Consider the following 17091-nt stretch of genomic DNA (forward strand, 5'->3'; position numbering starts at 1 on the left):
GCTGTTGGTACCCTTTCTTATAAGCGCCCGGAGTCGGCGCCAATTGGCCGGCCGTTCCGGTTAGCCGTCGTAGTCGACGCGGTCAATCAGTCGAACGGCTGCGTTGCGGTTGTTGGCGATTTCCTGCAGCGACAGACTGTCCGGCTTCATTTCGCCCCACTCAGCAACCATGCCAGTTGGTTTGATTTCCGGGTTTGCCGGGTACTCAGAGTTGGCCTCGGCGTAGATGCGCTGTGCGTTCGGTGAGGACAGGAACTCGATCAGCCTGATGGCGTTGTCCTTGTTCGGCGCGCTCTGGGTAAGTGAAATACCACTGATGTTAACGTGGGTGCCGCGATCATTGGTGTTCGGGAACACCAGGTTGACCTGCTCGGCGGTCGGGCGCTGGTTTTCGTCCATCAGCATGTTGCCGTAGTAATAGCTGTTACCCAGGGCAACATCGCATACGCCTTCTGCGATGGCTTTGATCTGGTCACGATCACCGCCCTGAGGCTTGCGTGCCAGGTTGTTTTTAACGCCCTGCAGCCACTCCTGAGCCTTTTCTTCGCCATGATGGGCGATCATGGAAGACACCAGCGCTACGTTGTACGGGTGCTTGCCGCTACGGGTGCAGATACGGCCTTTCCATTTTGCATCGGTCAGGTCTTCGTAGGTGCTGATCTCGCCTTCTTCAACCCGGTCTTTGGAGGTGAAGATCAGGCGACCACGGGTGGTCAGGGCAAACCACTTGCCGTCCGGGTGACTCAGGTTTTCCGGAATGTTCTTGTTAACGGTGTCGCTGTCTACTTCCGCGACCAGGTTTTTTTCAACCAGCTCGTTGATGCGGGAGATATCGACCGTCATAACCACGTCGGCCGGGCTGTTACGGCCTTCACGTTCCAGACGTTCTGCCAGACCCTGCTTGGCGAAGACAACGTTGGTCTTGATGCCGGTTTCATCGGTAAAGGCGTTTAACAGCGGCTCCAGCAGATAAGCCTGACGGTAGGAATAGATGTTTACTTCGCCATCGGCGGTGGCAGCCATTGGTGTAGCGGTCAGGGCGATGGCAACGGCAGCGGCTAGTTTCATTCGCATAGTGTTTTCCTTCCTTTTGTCTGGCTCACCTGATAGATAAACTCACAGGCAGTTAAAAACGACAACTATTCTCATTGCTATCACGGTTTGAGTCAATAACGCCGGAGGGATATTTGTGTAAAAATGGTGTTATGCTTGATAACACTATAAAAAACAGGCCAAAAGCAGGGTTCCCGGGGTATGGTAGACAACGATCGCAGAGTGCACAGCCGCACCGCTTTGAGTGCGAAAGTTAAGGTGGTACACGAACAGTTTGGTGAATTCGTGTTTTCAACCCGGGATATCTCGGACGGAGGCGTATTCATCGTACTCAACGACGAGCCTTTTGCGCCGCAGTTAGGCGACAAGGTAACCGTGCAGGTGCAGGGTTTGCCGGTGCCGGCACCTACACTCGATATGGTGGTGGTGCGGCAGACCAACGACGGTTTTGGTCTGCAGTTTGACCAGAATGATGAATAGTCCGTGGAATGTCCCCGCCCAATCCCGATAATGGAAGCCTTCGAGTCTGAGTTTTGAAAGGACGGCTTTACTGATGACTTTCGCTTTTTCAGGGCGTTCCGGGTTAGTGGCGATGTTGTGTTCATTGCTTGTGTTGAACGGCTGCGCCAGTTACTACACACACTATGCGATGTTCCCGGCCGAGACCTCCGCAGGCGAAACCCGCCAGGTGAGGGTGTCCTGGCAAAGTGCCGAATACCCCGGCTGGTGGCTGGCCAACAACAAGGCGACGCCTATCCGGCTGGAAACCCAGTGCAGCGAAAGGGTGTGGCGTATCACTGACCAGAACCACAGTGACAGCGGCGCCTGTGCCGAGGGTATCAGGGCCTGTGGTGAGCCTGGGAAAGACCGAATCGCAGCCACTGGCCAGCCGGCTACGGGCAAGGATGTGTGTGTAGCGGTTGAGCAGGGAGCGACCCTGCAGGGTGTCGCCGATATAGGGTCGAGTTTCGGCCTGCTGGTGAGCTGCCGGCCGGAATCTGTAGTGGTTAAGCGGGGTGATGACGAGGTAAACATGGATTATCTGCGTCCGTCGCCGGTTGCTTATACCGTTCACGCCAGAAAAGTTCCCAGGGGCACGCTCAGCGCCCGCCTGCCATCGTTCAACGAAAGTGAGTGTAAAGAAGACTGACGAGTGTGGCATTCAGCCTGTGATGCCGTTCACGATGCTACATTTCGTTGCGGTTTGATAACTTGCGTTACTCTTTGTTTCCTTTCTGTGGTGTTTGGATACCAAACTGTAATGGTGTCTTTTAACCAGAGTGGCAAACTGGTTGATATCCAATAATCCAGTTTTCTGAGGTGTGCGGTGGGAGTCCAGCAGAAGAAAATCGCGGTTCATGATCTGGAGGTCGGCATGTTCGTGTCTGACCTGGATCGGCCGTGGCATCAGACCCCGTTCCCCATTCAGGGCTTCTATATCCGCTCCCAGAACGACATTCGGGCGCTGGTTTCCCACTGCAAGTGGGTGATGGTCGATGTGGCTGAGAGCCGGGATTCTGCCGCCCTGAGTAAAGAGACCGGAAAATCCTTCCGTAAGGCGTCCACCAGCCGTACCAACGGCCGGGAGGAGCTGCAACTGGCTCCGTTGAGTATTCGTGAGCCAGTCATCTACCAGACCGCCACCACGCTCAAGAGAGAAGTAAAGGCTTCCCGCCGTTTGCTAGCGGATGCCGAGAAAGCGCTTAAGGAGACATTCGCGACAGCCCAATCTGGCCAGATGCCGGATCTTCGGCCGGCTGCCGAGGTGGCCCGTAAAATGGTGGCAAGTGTTGCCCGCCAGCCGGATGCGTTGTTGTGGCTGAGCCGCACCCGTCAGTATGACGATTACATCTATCGCCATGCGATCAATACCGCCGTTTGGGCGTTGGTCTGTGGTCGTCAGCTTGGTCTGAATGAGGGCCTGCTGAACCATCTTGGCACCGGTTGTTTGCTGTCTCAGGTGGGCAAGACCGAGCTGCCGAAAGACCTGCTGATGCGCGAGCATCAACTCGGGCCGGAGGAATACGCGGAGTATCGTAGCTACGTAACCCGGGGCGTGAAACTGCTTGAACACGCCGGCTTGTCACGTGCGGTGATGAGTGTGGTGCAGGGGCATCGGGAACGTCACAACGGTTCCGGTTTCCCGCAGGGGATCCGTGGAGACCGTATTCCGCTGCTGGCCAAGGTGGCTGGCATCGCTGAGTTTTTTGAATCGATGACGGCACCCCGTGATGATCAGCAGCCCTTGACCCCCGCTAAAGCGGTTTCCCTGCTGTACGACATGCGCAATATCGAATTCCAGGAGGACCTGGTTGAGGCCTTTATTCAGGCCATTGGTATCTACCCGACCGGTTCACTGGTGGAGCTGTCCGACGGCCAGCGGGGTGTGGTGGTTTCCCACTCGCCAGAGCGTCGTCTATGGCCCCGGGTGATGGTGATGCAAGGCCCGGATTGCCAGCCCCTGAAAACCGCCAGGATTATTGATCTGGCGAAATTCAACCAATCCCGTCCGGCCTCTGAAGCGGTGACTGTAAGGGACTGCCTGCCCCACGGAACAGAGGGATTGGACCCAGCCCTTTACGATGTTACCGGTGGCGAATTCCGGTGGTCGCTGAACAGTCTGATCAATCGATAACAACCCGCAATTGTTTGCGTACCCAGCGGTAGGTGTTGCCTGGTCTGAAGTTGATCAGCAGCTCCGATTCTCCGCCACTGGGCCCGGCCACAAAGTAGTCTACGTCTGCGTCTTGCCAGCTCCAGGAGTGGACAACGACATCCTGCTCCCGTTTGCTGATTGCCTCCAACTGAGCTAGTTCTGGCTCCCCACCGATCTTTCGGATTGCAACCGTCTTGATTTCGGTGTCGCTGGCGGCATGGTTGGCTTTATGGTCTGCCAGGTAATAGCGGCGCCCGATTTCCCGGGTGATGGCATTCAGCTCCCGGCGTAGATAGGTTCTGGCCCGTTCGTTGTCTGCATCTTCCAGGGTCCGTACGGCCTGGAGAATCCGGTTACGCAGGTTTTCCAGGTCTTCCCGGTAGTCGGTATCCGGATCAATGTCGTCGTCGTTTTCCGGCCGTGGCGGTGCGTTGTTGATGTCGTCGTCTGTGGGTGGGGCGGAGCAAAGCTCGTCGTCCTCCGGGTAGAAGCAGATCTGCGCCAGTAGTTGATTGGCGGGTGAGTCTTCTGCGGTGAACTCCGCCTGGTTGACGTTAAAATTCAGGGCCTTGGGCAGGTCCGGGTTGTCCAGGGCGGCGTTTAACTGGTCGACGACTCTTGTGCGTATATCAATGCCTGAGCCTTCAGGTACATTCTCTGTCCAGTTCAGGGCCATCAGAAACCGCGTCATGTTCAGCAGGGTGATGTTGTTGAGCTGCTGTTGTTCGCTGATGGTGTGATCCCGAAGTTCCTCGTCATTTACGCCGGGGGTGTTGAGGGCGTCCCGGGTCTCTGGCAGAAATTCGAGAAAGGTTACGTATTCCCGTGCCGGAACGTCAGAGACAATGGGCAGATTGCCAACGTTGAACGACAGGGTTTCGCCGGGATAGTAGCGGAACCGGCCCTGATCATCGGTTGTGCCGGTCTGGCTGGCGGTTTGGTAATCGAGACCACTAACCCCCAGAAAGTGCACACGCCCGGTACTGGTGTCGTCTGAGCCGGAACTGCCACCGCTGTCCAGGCAACCTGCCAGAACAAACGCAGCGGAAAAAGGTAAGAGCAGGCGGGTGAGGTGAACGAATCTCATAGTGTGTCGTACAATCCCTTCGCGTTGGCCTGGCGCATCCGGTGCCGGGTGTCAGGCTTTTTGTAAGTTGTTGTAACAGCATTATAGGGAGGGCGGCAGAGGTATATCGGGAAACCTGTCGCAGTTTCTGCGTTTGCCGGTGGTCTGCCTGGTTGTGCTCACCCCCCCCCCCTTGATTTTCGTCAGATCGCCACAATCACCTAGCTCTCTACCTATTTGCCGGTTTCGGCACACGTTCCTCTCAGATAACGGTTTGGTTATGACCTACGCATTGGAAATTGAAGGGCTGGTCAAAAGCTACAGCAGTGGCTTTCAGGCGCTTAAGGGGATTGATCTTCAGGTACAGGAAGGCGATTTTTTCGCACTTTTGGGCCCGAATGGTGCTGGAAAATCCACCACCCTGGGCATTGTGTCTTCGTTGGTGAACAAATCCGGTGGGCGGGTGAAGGTGTTCGGCCATGACATCGATACCGAACTGTCCGCCGCGAAGCTGAACCTTGGCGTGGTGCCACAGGAGTTCAATTTCAACCAGTTTGAAAAGGTCTTCGACATAGTCACCACTCAGGCCGGTTACTACGGCATTCCACTCAAGCAGGCCAGGATCTCGGCGGAGAAGTACCTCCGGAAACTGGGCTTGTGGGACAAGCGAGACACCCCGTCGCGGATGCTGTCTGGCGGTATGAAGCGGCGGCTGATGATTGCCCGTGCGCTGGTGCATGAACCACGCCTGCTGATTCTCGATGAGCCCACCGCCGGCGTTGATATCGAACTGCGCCGTTCTATGTGGCAGTTCCTGGAAGAAATGAACCGCCAGGGCACCACGATCATTCTGACCACTCATTATCTTGAAGAAGCCGAGGCGCTTTGCCGCAATATTGCGATCATTGACCACGGGGAGATTATCCGGCACACCAGCAAGCGCGAGCTGCTTAAACAGCTGAGTGTGGAAACATTCGTGCTGGATCTCGAGCAGCCCGTTGATGCCGCCCCGGAGCTCGAAGGCTTTTCTTGCGAACTCAACGACGACGGGGCACTGGAGGCCGAGGTGGCCAAAGGGCAGGGCCTGAACGCCCTCTTTGTTGAGCTGGAAAAGCAGGGCATCAAGGTAATCAGCATGCGCACCAAAGCCAACCGGCTGGAAGAGTTGTTCGTGCGCATGGTGGAAGATAACGCCCGTGAGACCAACCGGCAGGCGGAGGTGACGGCGTGACCTTGCATGCTTTGTGGACCGCGTTCTGTACCATTGTACTTCGGGAGATTCGCCGGTTTACCCGGATATGGCCCCAGACTCTGTTGCCGCCTGCGGTCACCATGACGCTGTATTTTATTATCTTCGGCAACCTGATCGGCTCGCGCATTGGTGAAATGGGCGGGTTCGACTATATGCAGTTCATTGTGCCGGGGCTGATCATGATGGCGGTGATCACCAACTCCTACGCCAACGTGGTGTCATCGTTTTTTTCCATGAAGTTTCAGCGCAGCATTGAGGAGCTTCTGGTGTCGCCGGTTCCCAACTGGACTATCCTGGCCGGTTACGTTGCGGGCGGTATGGCCCGGGGGCTGAGTATTGGCCTGGTGGTTACCTTGCTGTCTCTTGCTTTTACCCGGTTATCGATTCACAGCCTGCCCATGGTGGTAATGACGGTATTCCTGACATCGGCGTTGTTTTCCCTGGGGGGCTTTATCAATGCCATGCTGGCCACCAAGTTTGATGATATTTCCATTGTGCCCACGTTTGTGCTGACACCGCTGACGTACCTTGGTGGGGTGTTCTACAGCATCGATATGTTGCCGGGGTTCTGGCAGGGCGTGTCGATGGCCAACCCTATACTCTATATGGTGAATGGTTTCCGCTTCGGCATACTGGGTGTTTCAGACGTTAATCCGTTCGTCTCCCTTGGTATGATTCTGGTTTTCATTGTCCTTTTGGCGACCATTGCACTGCGTATGCTTGCCCGGGGCAAGGGTATCCGCCACTGACAGGTTTCAGGAAAAACTATGGCTTTGCACAATGCGCCGCTGGGTAAGTCCAGCGACTATCCGGATCAGTACGATCCGTCCCTGTTGTTCCCGGTTGCCCGTGAGGAAAACCGCCGCCGTATCGGGCTGGAGGATGGCCGCTGGCCATGGTTTGGTGAGGACCTCTGGCAGGCGTGGGAGATATCCTGGTTGCGCCCGGGCGGCGTGCCAGCAGTTGCCTGGGGGGAGATCCGTTTTCCGGCGGCGTCGCCGTCGATTATCGAAAGCAAATCCCTGAAGCTCTACCTGAATTCCCTGAACCAGGCGGTGTTCTCATCGGCGGATCAGGTTGCCGAGACCATTACCGCAGACTTGTCCAGTGCCTGTGGTGCCGCCGTGACTGTGCGGCTGTTCAGTGTCGACGAATCCGCGCCTGCGGAAGGTCGGCCGCAGGGCTATGAGCTGATTGATGACGAGCCGGTAGACGATGTGGTTTACGAATACTCGGCAGATTCACTCAGCGCAGGCGAGGAAGTGGTCAGCGAGCAGCTGTGTTCCCACCTGCTGAAAAGCAATTGCCCGGTCACTGGTCAGCCTGACTGGGCCAGCGTGTTCGTTCGTTATACCGGCCCGAAGATAGACCGTGCGGGTTTGCTGCGTTACGTGGTCAGCTTCCGCCAGAAGCAGGATTTCCATGAGCACTGTGTGGAAACCGTGTTTACGGATTTGATGGCCCGGTGCCAGCCAACGGAATTGATGGTTTGTGCCCGGTACATGCGGCGTGGAGGGCTGGATATCAACCCGTGGCGCAGTACCCGTGCAGAGGGTGATGCCGGACCGAGGTTGGTCCGGCAGTAGTTAGTCGGCGTCGTCTTCCTGACGCAGCCGGTCGGCTGCGTCTTCCAGGGCGGCGAGTACGTCTCTGCGTTCCCTTTCGGTGATCTTGTCGGAGTCCAGGTACATGGCAAAGCCGCTGTGTTCATGCTCGAGGAAGCTACGGTTCGGGCCCATGTCCCGGCGGAAGTCCACCACTTCGTAAATGGGCACCGGCTTGCCGAAGCCCTTCACGGTGATCTCGCCTTTGTCCCGGCACATGATGCGATCTTTGATCAGAGAGAAGGTCTCGTAGGACACCAGAATCTCGCCAGGTTCTGCGAGGCTTTCCAGCCGGCTGGCCAGGTTCACCTCCTTGCCGATAATGGTGTAGTCCATCCGGTTTTCGGCGCCGAAGTTGCCCACCGTGGTGTATCCGGTGCTGATACCCATACGGATCTCAAGCGGGGTTTTGATACCCTGGCTTCGCCATTTCTGGCGCATGATCTTCATATGCTTGCGCATGTCGATGGCCATCGACACACAGGCGAAAGCATCTTCTCGCTGGCCGCGGCTGGTCGGGTCGCCAAAGAAGATCATGATGGAATCGCCAACGAATTTGTCGATGGTGCCACCGTATCGGAGAGCGACTTCTGACATTTCATTGAAGTAGTGATTGAGCAGTTCGGTCAGGGCTTCGGGTTCCATTTCTTCAGACAGTTCGGTGAAGCCCTTGATGTCGGAGAAGAACACGGCCAGTTTTTTGCGCTGGGTTTCCAGGCGAACGTCACGCTCGCCGGTAAAAATGGATTGCCAGACCTGCGGGGACAGGTATTTGGATAGCTTGTGGGAGAGTGCGATGGACTGTTCGCGCTGGTTCTGGATCTGGGTTTTTGCCAGCAGTAGCGTGCGGGCCTGCTGGTGGGAATAGTAGGCGGTTACGCAAATATAGACGCCGGTAGAGGCCAGGGCCAGGATGCTGGTCAGCAGTGGCGATTGCAGGCTGTCGGCAACGCCAAAGGTAGCTGCAGACGCCGCAAGTGAGGCGAGCATGAGTACGGTGCCGAACAGCCACTGGCGGATACCGCCCACAATCAGGCAACTGAACATCAGCATTAACAATATGGACACCGAGGGAATGGCAATCAGGCCGATAAGGCCGATGAAGGTGCCACCAATAACGCAGTCGAGAAACAGCATCTTCTGCCGGATTCGTGGTGAGCGGCGAAGAAACGTACGCCTGGTCAGCAAATGGGCGATGTGCGGCCAGGTAAGTGCGCCGGCCACAAACCACAGCAACCATTGCTGAAACACGCCCTGGAGGATTCCGGCGACAATAATCGCGGCCGTTGCGGTGTAGGCGATGATTCGGCCGTTGTAATCCGGCATGGGCGGAATGGCCACGGTGTGGTCGTGGATGTCCGCGGAAGCGAGCTTACCCGCGCTGCTGGCGACATTGCGCAAATCGGCCTGTGCGCTCATCATGTCAGAACCGAGTCTTCCCGGTGGCAGGAATACAGGGCCCTGCAGTTGCGAAAAGCTTGTTGGTCACTCATTGTATGCCGCCGAACACGTTATCGTTGTTGGTGGTTATTTTTCTATGTGTAGTTACTACTAAAGGTTAACAGTATTACGTATAACCCACAATTCGCTGAGGCATCTTTGCCCTTAGGGCAACAGATACAGCCATCTTGACTGTGAGCCAGTATGACGTCTGTAACCCGATTTTTACTCGAAAGAGCATCCGAACCACGATTAGAAGACCCGGCACCGCCGCGGAGTATAGTTGATGTGGCCCTTCAGTGTGCCGCCAGGGCACCGGACCATGCCTTACTGAGGCCATGGCGCTATCTTGTGGTGGAAGGGGATGCCCGGCAGGCCCTGGGAGACCTGTTCGCCAAGGCATGTCCTGATAGCGCCAGTGAGCAGGAAATCGAGAAAGCCCGGCGGGCGCCGCTGCGGGCACCGATGGTGATCGTAGGAATCGCAACGCCCAAATCCCACCCGAAAGTGCCGGAGGTCGAACAGCTTATGTCTGCCGCATCGGGCATGAGCTTTCTCGGCCTTGCCCTACAAGATGCTGGTTTCGGCGTGATGTGGCGCACCGGGGGGGTGGCCTACCATCCCGATGTGCTTGAAGGGTTGGGTTTAGAGCCCGGGGAAACGGTCGTCGGCTTCCTGTATACCGGTACGGTGTCGGTTGAGAAACCTTCAGTGCCACGCCCGGCTACCGGGGATTTTGTAAAGGTATGGCGTGGGCCCGGGCGCCAGGAAAGTTGGTGAGCTTCCCGCTGATGTTTTGATAGCGGCAAACCGTTTAACCGCCAAGGGAAATGGTTTGCCGCCTTTGCTCTGAACCCTTCTCCGTTGCCGCTCAAAATCTGATCGCATCCCTCCAGAAGCCCTGGCGCCCAAGCACTCTCGAAAACTGGCACCACCTTTGCTTTGACTCTTCCAGAACGCAAATCCGGCAAGCCGCCGTTCAAGCGGTGCCGGTGCAGAATTCCGGAGGCAGTCATGGCAATTACATTTGATAAGGCATTGGGTATTCACGAGCACGCACTTCAGGCCCGGGTGCAGCGTGCGGAAGTACTCGCCAACAACCTGGCCAATGCCGATACCCCGGGCTACAAGGCACGGGATATCGATTTCAGGGCGATGATGCAGAAAGCCCAGGAGTCGGTCAGTGGTCTGCAAATGGCGACCACTCACCAAGGCCACATGGACACCTCCAGCCCCGGCAGTGACGGCGAGTTGCTTTACCGCAATCCGCACCAGCCGTCTGTCGATGGTAATACCGTGGATGCCCAGGAAGAGCAGAGCCGCTTCATGCGCAATGCCATGGACTATCAGGCCAGCTTCCAGTTTCTGAGCAGCAAGTTTTCCGGATTGACCAAAGCCCTGAAGGGTGAGTAAGCCGCAGTCATTTACGATTTGAGGAGATTGCCATGTCACTGGGCAACATTTTTGACATCGCCGGTTCCGGCATGACCGCACAATCCCTGCGGCTGAATACCACGGCTTCCAACATTGCGAACGCCGAGACTGCCAGTTCCAGCACCGAGAATGCTTACAGGGCACGCAAACCAGTCTTCGCCGCCATTCAGCAGGCCATGCTGAACCCGGATCAACAGCAGGGCTTCGGCACCAGCCTGGACGACGGCCCCGGTGCCGGTGTACGGGTTGAGGGAATCCTGGAGAGCGATGCAGAGTTGCAGATGCGCTACGAGCCCAACCATCCCGCTGCCAATGAAGACGGTTACGTGTTCTACCCGAATGTGAATGTGGTTGAGGAAATGGCAGACATGATGTCTTCCTCCCGCAGCTTCCAGATGAATGTGGACGTCATGAACACTGCCAAGTCCATGATGCAACGAATCCTGACGCTGGGTCAGCAGTAAATAGTGAGGAGTGAGTCATGAGTGCAGTGAATTCCGCATCGGCCTCAGACGTACTGAGCCAGTATCAGATCAAGCAGGACGACAAAGCCCGTGGCGGCAGCGAGCTTGGCAAAGATGCTTTCATGGAGCTGATGCTTGCCCAGTTGAAGAACCAGAACCCGCTTGACCCTCAGGACAACGGTGATTTCATCGCTCAGCTGGCGCAGTTCAGCTCTCTGGAAGAAATGCAGAACCTGTCGAGTACCGTTGAGGATGTGGCCGGACAGTTCCGTTCCAGCCAGGCGCTGCAGGCGTCTGCAATGGTTGGCAAGACGGTTCTTGCTCCTTCCAATGTGGGAATTTTGGGTAATGATGGCGAGATTACCGGAACCATCGAAGTGCCAGCATCTACCGGTGGGCTGCGCTTGTCGGTAATGAACCAGAGTGGTGAGCTGGTTCGCCAGATTGATATGGGCAGTAGCCAGGCCGGTGTGGTGTCGTTCCGTTGGGATGGCGAGGACGGCAACGGCAATCCTTTGCCGCCTGGACCGTACCAGATTGTCGCGCAGGGCTCTTATCCGTCCGGTCCTGAACAGCTCGGCACCATGGTTAGCGCCAATGTGGACAGTGTGTCCCTGGGTAAGGGCGGTTCCATTACCCTCAATCTTGCCGGTATGGGTTCCATTGCCCTGTCCGACGTCAAACAAATTAACTGATCCGGTGTCAGACCAGGAGGTATAAGTCATGGCATTTAATACAGGTTTGAGCGGCCTTCGGGCAGCTTCGGTCGATCTGGATGTCACCGGCAACAACATTGCCAACGCCAGCACGGTGGGCTTCAAAGGCAGCAAGGTACAGTTCGGTGATTTGTACGCCAGCGGCTTTCTGAGTGGCGGCACTAACCCGATCGGTGATGGTGTGCGCGTTCAGGACGTCAAGCAGTCCTTTGGCCAGGGCAACATCAGCTTTACCGATAATGGCCTGGACATGGCCATCAGTGGTGATGGTTTCTTTATCCTGAATAACAATGGCGAGATCCGCTACTCTCGGGCTGGCCAGTTTGGAATCGATAAAGACGGTTTTGTGACCAATAACCAGAACATGCGGGTTCAGGGTTTTACTGCAGATAACGACGGCAACCTGTCCGGTATTCGGGGTGATCTGCAGATTGAAACGGATAACCTGGCGCCACGCCGTACCACCAATTTGCGATCCGATCTGAACCTGGATTCCCGGCAATCTGTGCTGGAGAGCCGAGTGGTGGATTTCCAGGCGGTGTCTATGGGGGATATCACCGTAGATGATGTGTTCCGTGTTGCCTACTCGGATGGTACCAACTCGCCAGACATCACTATTCCCGCTGGCACCTCCGCACGGGATGCGGCGGGCATCATCAACCAGCAGCGTGGTCTGTCTGCCTCTGCCACCACGGCGGTCAGCCTGGGCCAGGAATTCTCGATTACTGATCTGGAAGATGCATTAGCGGCCGGCGATACTGAATTCCGGATAGAGCTGGACGGCCAGAATGTGCCTATCTCACTCAGCGGGGTCAGTTCATTGCAGGGGCTGGTAGACGCTATCAACGCCTCTAGCGCCACAAGCCTGTCTGCCTCCCTGGTTGATGGTGGAAGCGACATCCGGATTATTGATAACCGAGGCTCTGATGTGGGTATCAGTTTTGCCAGCACCGATGCGGGGGTCAACCAGCCTCTTGAGGTGTTCCAGGGTGATGTGAACATTCAGTCTGATCGCACGGTTCAGGACATTCTTCCGGCTGGTGCGAGCAGCGAGATTGCCGATGCCTTTGCAGGTGGCGACCTGCGGATTACCAATTCCTTCAATCCCCTGGATCAGAGAACCTACAACCATGCTACCTCAACCACCATTTTTGACAGCCTGGGTAATTCCCACGAACTGACCCAGTTCTTCGTCAAGAATCCTTCGCCGGGTAACGGCGTGGGTGTCAGTGAATGGTCGGTCTACCTTCAGATTGATGGTGAGCTCGTGGCCGGTACAGATACTTCTCCGTACACTGCGCGCTTCAACGAAGACGGCACCTTGCAGTCCATCAACGGTGACCCGAACGGTGAGATTGTGGTTACCGACTGGGTTCCGAAGGACCCGAACGGAGAGCCGAATGGTGCAGACGGCCCACCATTGGCCGGCGAGGAAGTGGTTACTCCCATTCCGGAGCCGCCAACGACGTCCGCCTTTGTCGTAGATCTTGGGAACACCACCCAATATGGCGCTGCGTTTGGTGTCAACGACCAGCGCCAGAACGGCTACAGCACCGGCCGTTTGTCTGGCCTGGACGTGTCTGATCAGGGTGTGATCTTTGCACGATATACCAACGGGCAATCCAAATCCCTAGGGCAGGTAGCATTGGCCTCATTCAACAACACCAACGGGCTGTCGCCGGTGGGTGAGACTACCTGGGTGGAAACCTTTGAATCCGGCCAGCCGATTATCGGCGCGCCGGATACCGGTACCCTGGGTTCCATTAAGGCAAGCTCGGTGGAAGAGTCCAATGTGGACCTCTCCGCAGAGCTGGTGAACCTGATCATTGCCCAGCGCAATTACCAGGCTAACGCCAAGACCATTGAAACCTCTGATGCGGTCACCCAGACCATCATCAACCTCCGGTAACGTCCCTCCATAAACATGGCATGACTCCTGCAGGATGACTGGAAACAGTCAAAATTCCGGCAGGAGTTTGCCCATGGACAAAGCCCTATATATTGGAATGTCTGGCGCCAAGCAGAACATGCTGGCCCAGCGTGCCCATGCCAATAACCTGGCAAACGTGAACACCACCGGTTTCAAAAAGGATTTTGCCCAGGCCCGCAGTATGCCTGTCTTTGGTGAACACCACCCCACCCGCGCCTACGCCATGACCGAGCGCCCCGGCACCGATCTCTCTGCCGGCGCCCTGATGGACACCGGTCGCAAGCTGGACGTTGCCGTAGAGGGCGATGGCTGGCTGGCAGTGCAGAACGATCTGGGTGAAGAGGTGTTTACCCGCAGCGGCAGCCTCCAGGTGGATGTAAACGGCCTGGTTCGCCTCGCCAGCGGTGAGCTGGTGCTGGGCAATGGTGGCCCCGTGGCCCTGCCGCCCTTTGACAACCTGCAGGTGGGGGCAGATGGCACCATCTCTATTGTGCCCGTGGGTGGCCCGCCGGATCAGCTGGTTGAAGTGGACCGCCTGAAACTGGTGAACCCGCCCGGCAATGCCCTCGAGAAGGGGCTGGACGGATTCATCCGCCGTAAGCCGGATCAGGCCCTGGATGGCCCGGAGCCGCCGGATGCCGCTATGCGCGTCGCCACTGGTTTTCTGGAAAGTTCGAACGTTAATGCTGTGGAAGAAATGATTGCCAACCTGCAGTTATCCCGTCAGTACGAGATGCAGGTGAAGGTCATGTCGACTGCTAACGAGAATTCCGAGGCTGCGGCACGACTGTTGCAGAACCTTTGATAACACTGAGATCAGATCATCCACTGGCCACAAGCGGCAAAGAATCGCCGCTGCAGCCGGCGGGTAAGGAGTAGAGCAATGCATCCAGCACTTTGGGTCAGCAAAACCGGGTTGAGCGCACAGGACACCAACATGTCCACCATCTCAAACAACCTGGCAAACGTGAACACCACCGGCTTCAAGCGTGACCGGGCGGTATTCCAGGATCTCCTGTACCAGATCAACCGGCAGCCGGGTGGTCTGAGCACTGAGAACACCGAGCTTCCGTCTGGCCTGCAACTGGGTACCGGGGTGAGGGTGGTTGGCACTGCCAAGCAGTTCAGCCAGGGCAACCTGCAGATTACCGATCAGCCGCTGGACCTGGCCGTGAATGGCCGTGGCTTCTTCCAGATTGAGCTGCCGGATGGCCAGATCGCCTATACCCGGGATGGTCAGTTCCAGTTGAATGCCGACGGCGATGTGGTAACGCCGGATGGTTACCCGCTGGAACCCAACATCAACGTGCCGGAAGACGCGACCAACATCACGATTGGTAAGGATGGCACCGTCACTGTGGTGACCGATGACCAGGCTGCGCCAATCAACCTTGGCCAGATCACCCTGGTGGACTTCATCAACCCTCAGGGCTTGCAGGCCATCGGCAACAACCTGTTCAAGGAAACCAACGCCAGTGGCGATCCGGCAGAGGGTGAGCCTGGCCTGGCCGGTCTGGGAAATATCGAGCAGGGCACCATTGAGTCATCCAACGTCGAAGTGGTGGAAGAACTCGTCAATATGATCACCACCCAACGGGCCTATGAGATGAACTCCAAGGTGGTCTCGACCACCGATCAGATGCTTCAGTTCATTACCAATAACATCGGGTAAGTTATGAACATCATTCATCACACCTTCAAGAAAGAACGGTTCGCCACCCTGGCACTGGTGGGTGTGCTGATTGTTCTGCAGGGCTGCACCGCCATGAGTCGCCCACGGGCACTGCCAGACGACCCGGCATACGCACCGGTGCGCGCCCAGGCCATGATGCAGCGTGACCCGGACTCCGGCGCCATTTTCCAGCCGGCCCGTAACTACAACCTGTACGGCGATACCAAGGCCCTGAACATCGGTGATGTGTTGACTGTGACCCTGCAGGAATCAACCCGTGCCAGCAAGAGCGCCGAAACCAGTATCACCAAAGACCAGGAGCTGAACATTCCGGAGCCGAGCATCTTTGGTAAGGCCAACATTGGCCTGAATGCCAGGGCGAACTTTGAGCGGGACTTCAACGGTTCTGCAGAGGCGGACCAGAGCAACAGCCTGGCCGGCAGCATCACCGTCACCGTCACGGAAGTACTGCCCAACGGTGTCCTGCGCGTTCGTGGTGAAAAGTGGCTGTCGCTGACCAACGGCGACGAGTACATACGCCTGACCGGTATGGTGCGGCCGCAGGATATCAAGCCGGATAATACCGTGGCCTCCAACCGGGTAGCGGATGCCCGCTTTGCCTATGGCGGCACCGGTGATTTCGACCAGGCTAACCAGATGGGCTGGCTGGCGCGGTTCTTCAACAGTGAGTGGTGGCCGCTATGATGCGCCGAATGATTGCTGTGTTCGCGTTGCTGGCAGTGTGTGCCTCTCCGGTGATGGCTGACCGCCTGAAGGATCTGGCCAAGGTAAAAGGTGTCCGTAACAACCAGTTGATCGGTTACGGCCTGGTGGTGGGCCTGGACGGTACCGGCGATAAAGCGCCGTTCACCAACCAGACCTTCCGCAACATGATGAATCAGTTCGGCATAACTCTGCCGGATGGCGTTAACCCGAACCTGGCTAATGTGGCGGCGGTTACGGTCAGTGCTACTTTGCCGCCTTTTGCCAAATCCGGCCAGGAGCTGGACATCACCGTGTCTTCCATCGGTAACGCAGACAGCCTGCGGGGTGGCACGCTTCTGATGACGCCGCTCAAAGGCGCTGATGGCCAGGTGTATGCCATGGCCCAGGGCAGCCTGGTGGTGGGTGGCTTTGGTGCCCAGGGGCAGGACGGTTCCCGGATTACCGTGAACGTGCCCAGTGTTGGCCGGATTCCCAACGGTGCCACCATCGAGCGGGAAGTCGAGTCTCCGTTTACCCGGGGTGACACCATCACCTTCAACCTGATGCGGGCCGACTTCACCACCGCTCGGCGGGTAGTGGAAGCCATTAACGATACGCTGGGGCCGGATATGGCCTATGCCCACGATGCGACAGCCATTTCCGTGCGGGCTCCCCGCGACCCCTCCCAGCGGGTCAGCTTTCTGTCGATTCTTGAGAACATCGAAGTGGAGCCGGCTGAAGAAGCCGCCAGGGTGGTGATCAACAGCCGCACCGGCACAATAGTGGTTGGCCAGAACGTGCGGGTCAGCCCGGCGGCCGTCACCCACGGCAACCTGACGGTGACCATTCAGGAAAACCCGGAGGTGGTGCAGCCCAATCCGTTTGCCCAGGGTGACACTGCGTTGCAGCAAAACACCCAGATAGCAGTGACTGAAGACCCGGCGAGAATGTTCCAGTTTGGCCCGGCGACCACCCTTAACGAGATCGTTCAGGCCGTTAACCAGGTGGGAGCAGCACCCGGGGATGTCATGGCGGTGCTTGAAGCTCTGAAAACGGCCGGCGCTCTGCGTGCCGAGCTGATCGTGATCTAGGTGTAGCC

At 57.0% G+C, this 17091-nt stretch carries 18 protein-coding genes; 15 read left to right on the forward strand and 3 right to left on the reverse strand.

The annotated features are described in order from the left end of the window. Positions 1 to 60: 60 nt before the first annotated feature. Positions 61 to 1074, reverse strand: coding sequence for a Fe(3+) ABC transporter substrate-binding protein (locus ACZ5Q2_RS12445; RefSeq protein WP_058091121.1), 1014 nt, complete (start codon positions 1072 to 1074; stop codon positions 61 to 63). 180 nt (positions 1075 to 1254) lie between these two features. Here ACZ5Q2_RS12445 and ACZ5Q2_RS12450 point away from each other — a divergent pair, with 180 nt between their 5' ends. The 3 genes from ACZ5Q2_RS12450 (at position 1255) to ACZ5Q2_RS12460 (ending at position 3688) form a co-directional block, all read left to right on the forward strand. Next, on the forward strand, positions 1255 to 1533 hold the full coding sequence (locus ACZ5Q2_RS12450) for a PilZ domain-containing protein (protein WP_058091120.1): 279 nt from the start codon (positions 1255 to 1257) through the stop codon (positions 1531 to 1533). A gap of 73 nt (positions 1534 to 1606) precedes the next feature. Further along, entirely contained in the window at positions 1607 to 2203 is a 597-nt protein-coding gene (locus ACZ5Q2_RS12455; RefSeq protein WP_058091119.1) for a hypothetical protein, read from the forward strand. Positions 2204 to 2428: 225 nt separating this feature from the next. After that, entirely contained in the window at positions 2429 to 3688 is a 1260-nt protein-coding gene (locus ACZ5Q2_RS12460) for an HD-GYP domain-containing protein (RefSeq protein ID WP_230714199.1), read from the forward strand. Here ACZ5Q2_RS12460 and ACZ5Q2_RS12465 read toward each other — a convergent pair. Continuing rightward, positions 3678 to 4796, reverse strand: coding sequence for a hypothetical protein (locus tag ACZ5Q2_RS12465; RefSeq protein ID WP_058091117.1), 1119 nt, complete (start codon positions 4794 to 4796; stop codon positions 3678 to 3680). The two genes, ACZ5Q2_RS12460 and ACZ5Q2_RS12465, sit on opposite strands and share 11 nt — an antisense overlap. A 259-nt stretch (positions 4797 to 5055) precedes the next feature. Between ACZ5Q2_RS12465 and ACZ5Q2_RS12470 the strand changes: the two genes are divergently transcribed. The 3 genes from ACZ5Q2_RS12470 to queF are packed head-to-tail and all read left to right on the forward strand — an operon-like array spanning position 5056 to position 7613. Continuing rightward, positions 5056 to 6006 carry an ABC transporter ATP-binding protein gene (locus tag ACZ5Q2_RS12470; protein ID WP_058091116.1) on the forward strand — a complete coding sequence of 317 codons (951 nt, stop codon included), beginning with the start codon at positions 5056 to 5058 and terminating at the stop codon, positions 6004 to 6006. After that, positions 6003 to 6776: an ABC transporter permease gene (locus tag ACZ5Q2_RS12475; RefSeq protein WP_058091115.1), complete on the forward strand. Its 774-nt coding sequence runs from the start codon at positions 6003 to 6005 to the stop codon at positions 6774 to 6776. Before ACZ5Q2_RS12470 ends, ACZ5Q2_RS12475 begins: the two co-directional genes overlap by 4 nt. An 18-nt stretch (positions 6777 to 6794) precedes the next feature. Next, positions 6795 to 7613: an NADPH-dependent 7-cyano-7-deazaguanine reductase QueF gene (gene queF, locus ACZ5Q2_RS12480; protein WP_058091114.1), complete on the forward strand. Its 819-nt coding sequence runs from the start codon at positions 6795 to 6797 to the stop codon at positions 7611 to 7613. Here queF and ACZ5Q2_RS12485 read toward each other — a convergent pair whose 3' ends face one another. Further along, positions 7614 to 9053 carry an adenylate/guanylate cyclase domain-containing protein gene (locus tag ACZ5Q2_RS12485; protein WP_058091113.1) on the reverse strand — a complete coding sequence of 480 codons (1440 nt, stop codon included), beginning with the start codon at positions 9051 to 9053 and terminating at the stop codon, positions 7614 to 7616. It lies immediately after the preceding gene. Positions 9054 to 9275: 222 nt separating this feature from the next. Here ACZ5Q2_RS12485 and ACZ5Q2_RS12490 point away from each other — a divergent pair, with 222 nt between their 5' ends. From ACZ5Q2_RS12490 to ACZ5Q2_RS12530, 9 genes are all read left to right on the forward strand, one after another. Further along, positions 9276 to 9851 carry a nitroreductase family protein gene (locus ACZ5Q2_RS12490; RefSeq protein WP_058091112.1) on the forward strand — a complete coding sequence of 192 codons (576 nt, stop codon included), beginning with the start codon at positions 9276 to 9278 and terminating at the stop codon, positions 9849 to 9851. 234 nt (positions 9852 to 10085) lie between these two features. Continuing rightward, entirely contained in the window at positions 10086 to 10484 is a 399-nt protein-coding gene (gene flgB / locus ACZ5Q2_RS12495; protein WP_058091111.1) for a flagellar basal body rod protein FlgB, read from the forward strand. Positions 10485 to 10516: 32 nt separating this feature from the next. Beyond that, positions 10517 to 10969: a flagellar basal body rod protein FlgC gene (flgC, locus tag ACZ5Q2_RS12500; RefSeq protein ID WP_058091110.1), complete on the forward strand. Its 453-nt coding sequence runs from the start codon at positions 10517 to 10519 to the stop codon at positions 10967 to 10969. Positions 10970 to 10986: 17 nt separating this feature from the next. Beyond that, positions 10987 to 11664 (forward strand): flagellar hook assembly protein FlgD, encoded by a 678-nt coding sequence (locus tag ACZ5Q2_RS12505; RefSeq protein ID WP_058091109.1) that lies wholly within the window; start codon positions 10987 to 10989, stop codon positions 11662 to 11664. Between the two features lie 28 nt (positions 11665 to 11692). Beyond that, complete coding sequence (locus ACZ5Q2_RS12510; protein WP_058091108.1) at positions 11693 to 13594, forward strand: flagellar hook protein FlgE; 1902 nt, start codon at positions 11693 to 11695, stop codon at positions 13592 to 13594. 73 nt (positions 13595 to 13667) lie between these two features. Continuing rightward, positions 13668 to 14420 carry a flagellar basal body rod protein FlgF gene (locus ACZ5Q2_RS12515; protein ID WP_058091107.1) on the forward strand — a complete coding sequence of 251 codons (753 nt, stop codon included), beginning with the start codon at positions 13668 to 13670 and terminating at the stop codon, positions 14418 to 14420. Between the two features lie 78 nt (positions 14421 to 14498). Further along, complete coding sequence (gene flgG / locus ACZ5Q2_RS12520; RefSeq protein ID WP_058091106.1) at positions 14499 to 15287, forward strand: flagellar basal-body rod protein FlgG; 789 nt, start codon at positions 14499 to 14501, stop codon at positions 15285 to 15287. 3 nt (positions 15288 to 15290) lie between these two features. After that, positions 15291 to 15992: a flagellar basal body L-ring protein FlgH gene (gene flgH, locus ACZ5Q2_RS12525; protein WP_061332135.1), complete on the forward strand. Its 702-nt coding sequence runs from the start codon at positions 15291 to 15293 to the stop codon at positions 15990 to 15992. Beyond that, positions 15989 to 17083: a flagellar basal body P-ring protein FlgI gene (locus ACZ5Q2_RS12530; protein WP_061332137.1), complete on the forward strand. Its 1095-nt coding sequence runs from the start codon at positions 15989 to 15991 to the stop codon at positions 17081 to 17083. Before flgH ends, ACZ5Q2_RS12530 begins: the two co-directional genes overlap by 4 nt. Positions 17084 to 17091 lie beyond the last annotated feature (8 nt).

It is taken from the genome of Marinobacter alkaliphilus (assembly GCF_055394375.1).

What these genes read in the sequence shown, in the direction of transcription:
- ACZ5Q2_RS12445 (WP_058091121.1), bottom strand. Translation starts at nt 1,074, where the DNA reads ATGCGAATGAAACTAGCCGCTGCCGTTGCCATCGCCCTGACCGCTACA.
- ACZ5Q2_RS12450 (WP_058091120.1), top strand. Translation starts at nt 1,255, where the DNA reads ATGGTAGACAACGATCGCAGAGTGCACAGCCGCACCGCTTTGAGTGCG.
- ACZ5Q2_RS12455 (WP_058091119.1), top strand. Translation starts at nt 1,607, where the DNA reads ATGACTTTCGCTTTTTCAGGGCGTTCCGGGTTAGTGGCGATGTTGTGT.
- ACZ5Q2_RS12460 (WP_230714199.1), top strand. Translation starts at nt 2,429, where the DNA reads ATGTTCGTGTCTGACCTGGATCGGCCGTGGCATCAGACCCCGTTCCCC.
- ACZ5Q2_RS12465 (WP_058091117.1), bottom strand. Translation starts at nt 4,796, where the DNA reads ATGAGATTCGTTCACCTCACCCGCCTGCTCTTACCTTTTTCCGCTGCG.
- ACZ5Q2_RS12470 (WP_058091116.1), top strand. Translation starts at nt 5,056, where the DNA reads ATGACCTACGCATTGGAAATTGAAGGGCTGGTCAAAAGCTACAGCAGT.
- queF (WP_058091114.1), top strand. Translation starts at nt 6,795, where the DNA reads ATGGCTTTGCACAATGCGCCGCTGGGTAAGTCCAGCGACTATCCGGAT.
- ACZ5Q2_RS12485 (WP_058091113.1), bottom strand. Translation starts at nt 9,053, where the DNA reads ATGATGAGCGCACAGGCCGATTTGCGCAATGTCGCCAGCAGCGCGGGT.
- ACZ5Q2_RS12490 (WP_058091112.1), top strand. Translation starts at nt 9,276, where the DNA reads ATGACGTCTGTAACCCGATTTTTACTCGAAAGAGCATCCGAACCACGA.
- flgB (WP_058091111.1), top strand. Translation starts at nt 10,086, where the DNA reads ATGGCAATTACATTTGATAAGGCATTGGGTATTCACGAGCACGCACTT.
- flgC (WP_058091110.1), top strand. Translation starts at nt 10,517, where the DNA reads ATGTCACTGGGCAACATTTTTGACATCGCCGGTTCCGGCATGACCGCA.
- ACZ5Q2_RS12505 (WP_058091109.1), top strand. Translation starts at nt 10,987, where the DNA reads ATGAGTGCAGTGAATTCCGCATCGGCCTCAGACGTACTGAGCCAGTAT.
- ACZ5Q2_RS12510 (WP_058091108.1), top strand. Translation starts at nt 11,693, where the DNA reads ATGGCATTTAATACAGGTTTGAGCGGCCTTCGGGCAGCTTCGGTCGAT.
- ACZ5Q2_RS12515 (WP_058091107.1), top strand. Translation starts at nt 13,668, where the DNA reads ATGGACAAAGCCCTATATATTGGAATGTCTGGCGCCAAGCAGAACATG.
- flgG (WP_058091106.1), top strand. Translation starts at nt 14,499, where the DNA reads ATGCATCCAGCACTTTGGGTCAGCAAAACCGGGTTGAGCGCACAGGAC.
- flgH (WP_061332135.1), top strand. Translation starts at nt 15,291, where the DNA reads ATGAACATCATTCATCACACCTTCAAGAAAGAACGGTTCGCCACCCTG.
- ACZ5Q2_RS12530 (WP_061332137.1), top strand. Translation starts at nt 15,989, where the DNA reads ATGATGCGCCGAATGATTGCTGTGTTCGCGTTGCTGGCAGTGTGTGCC.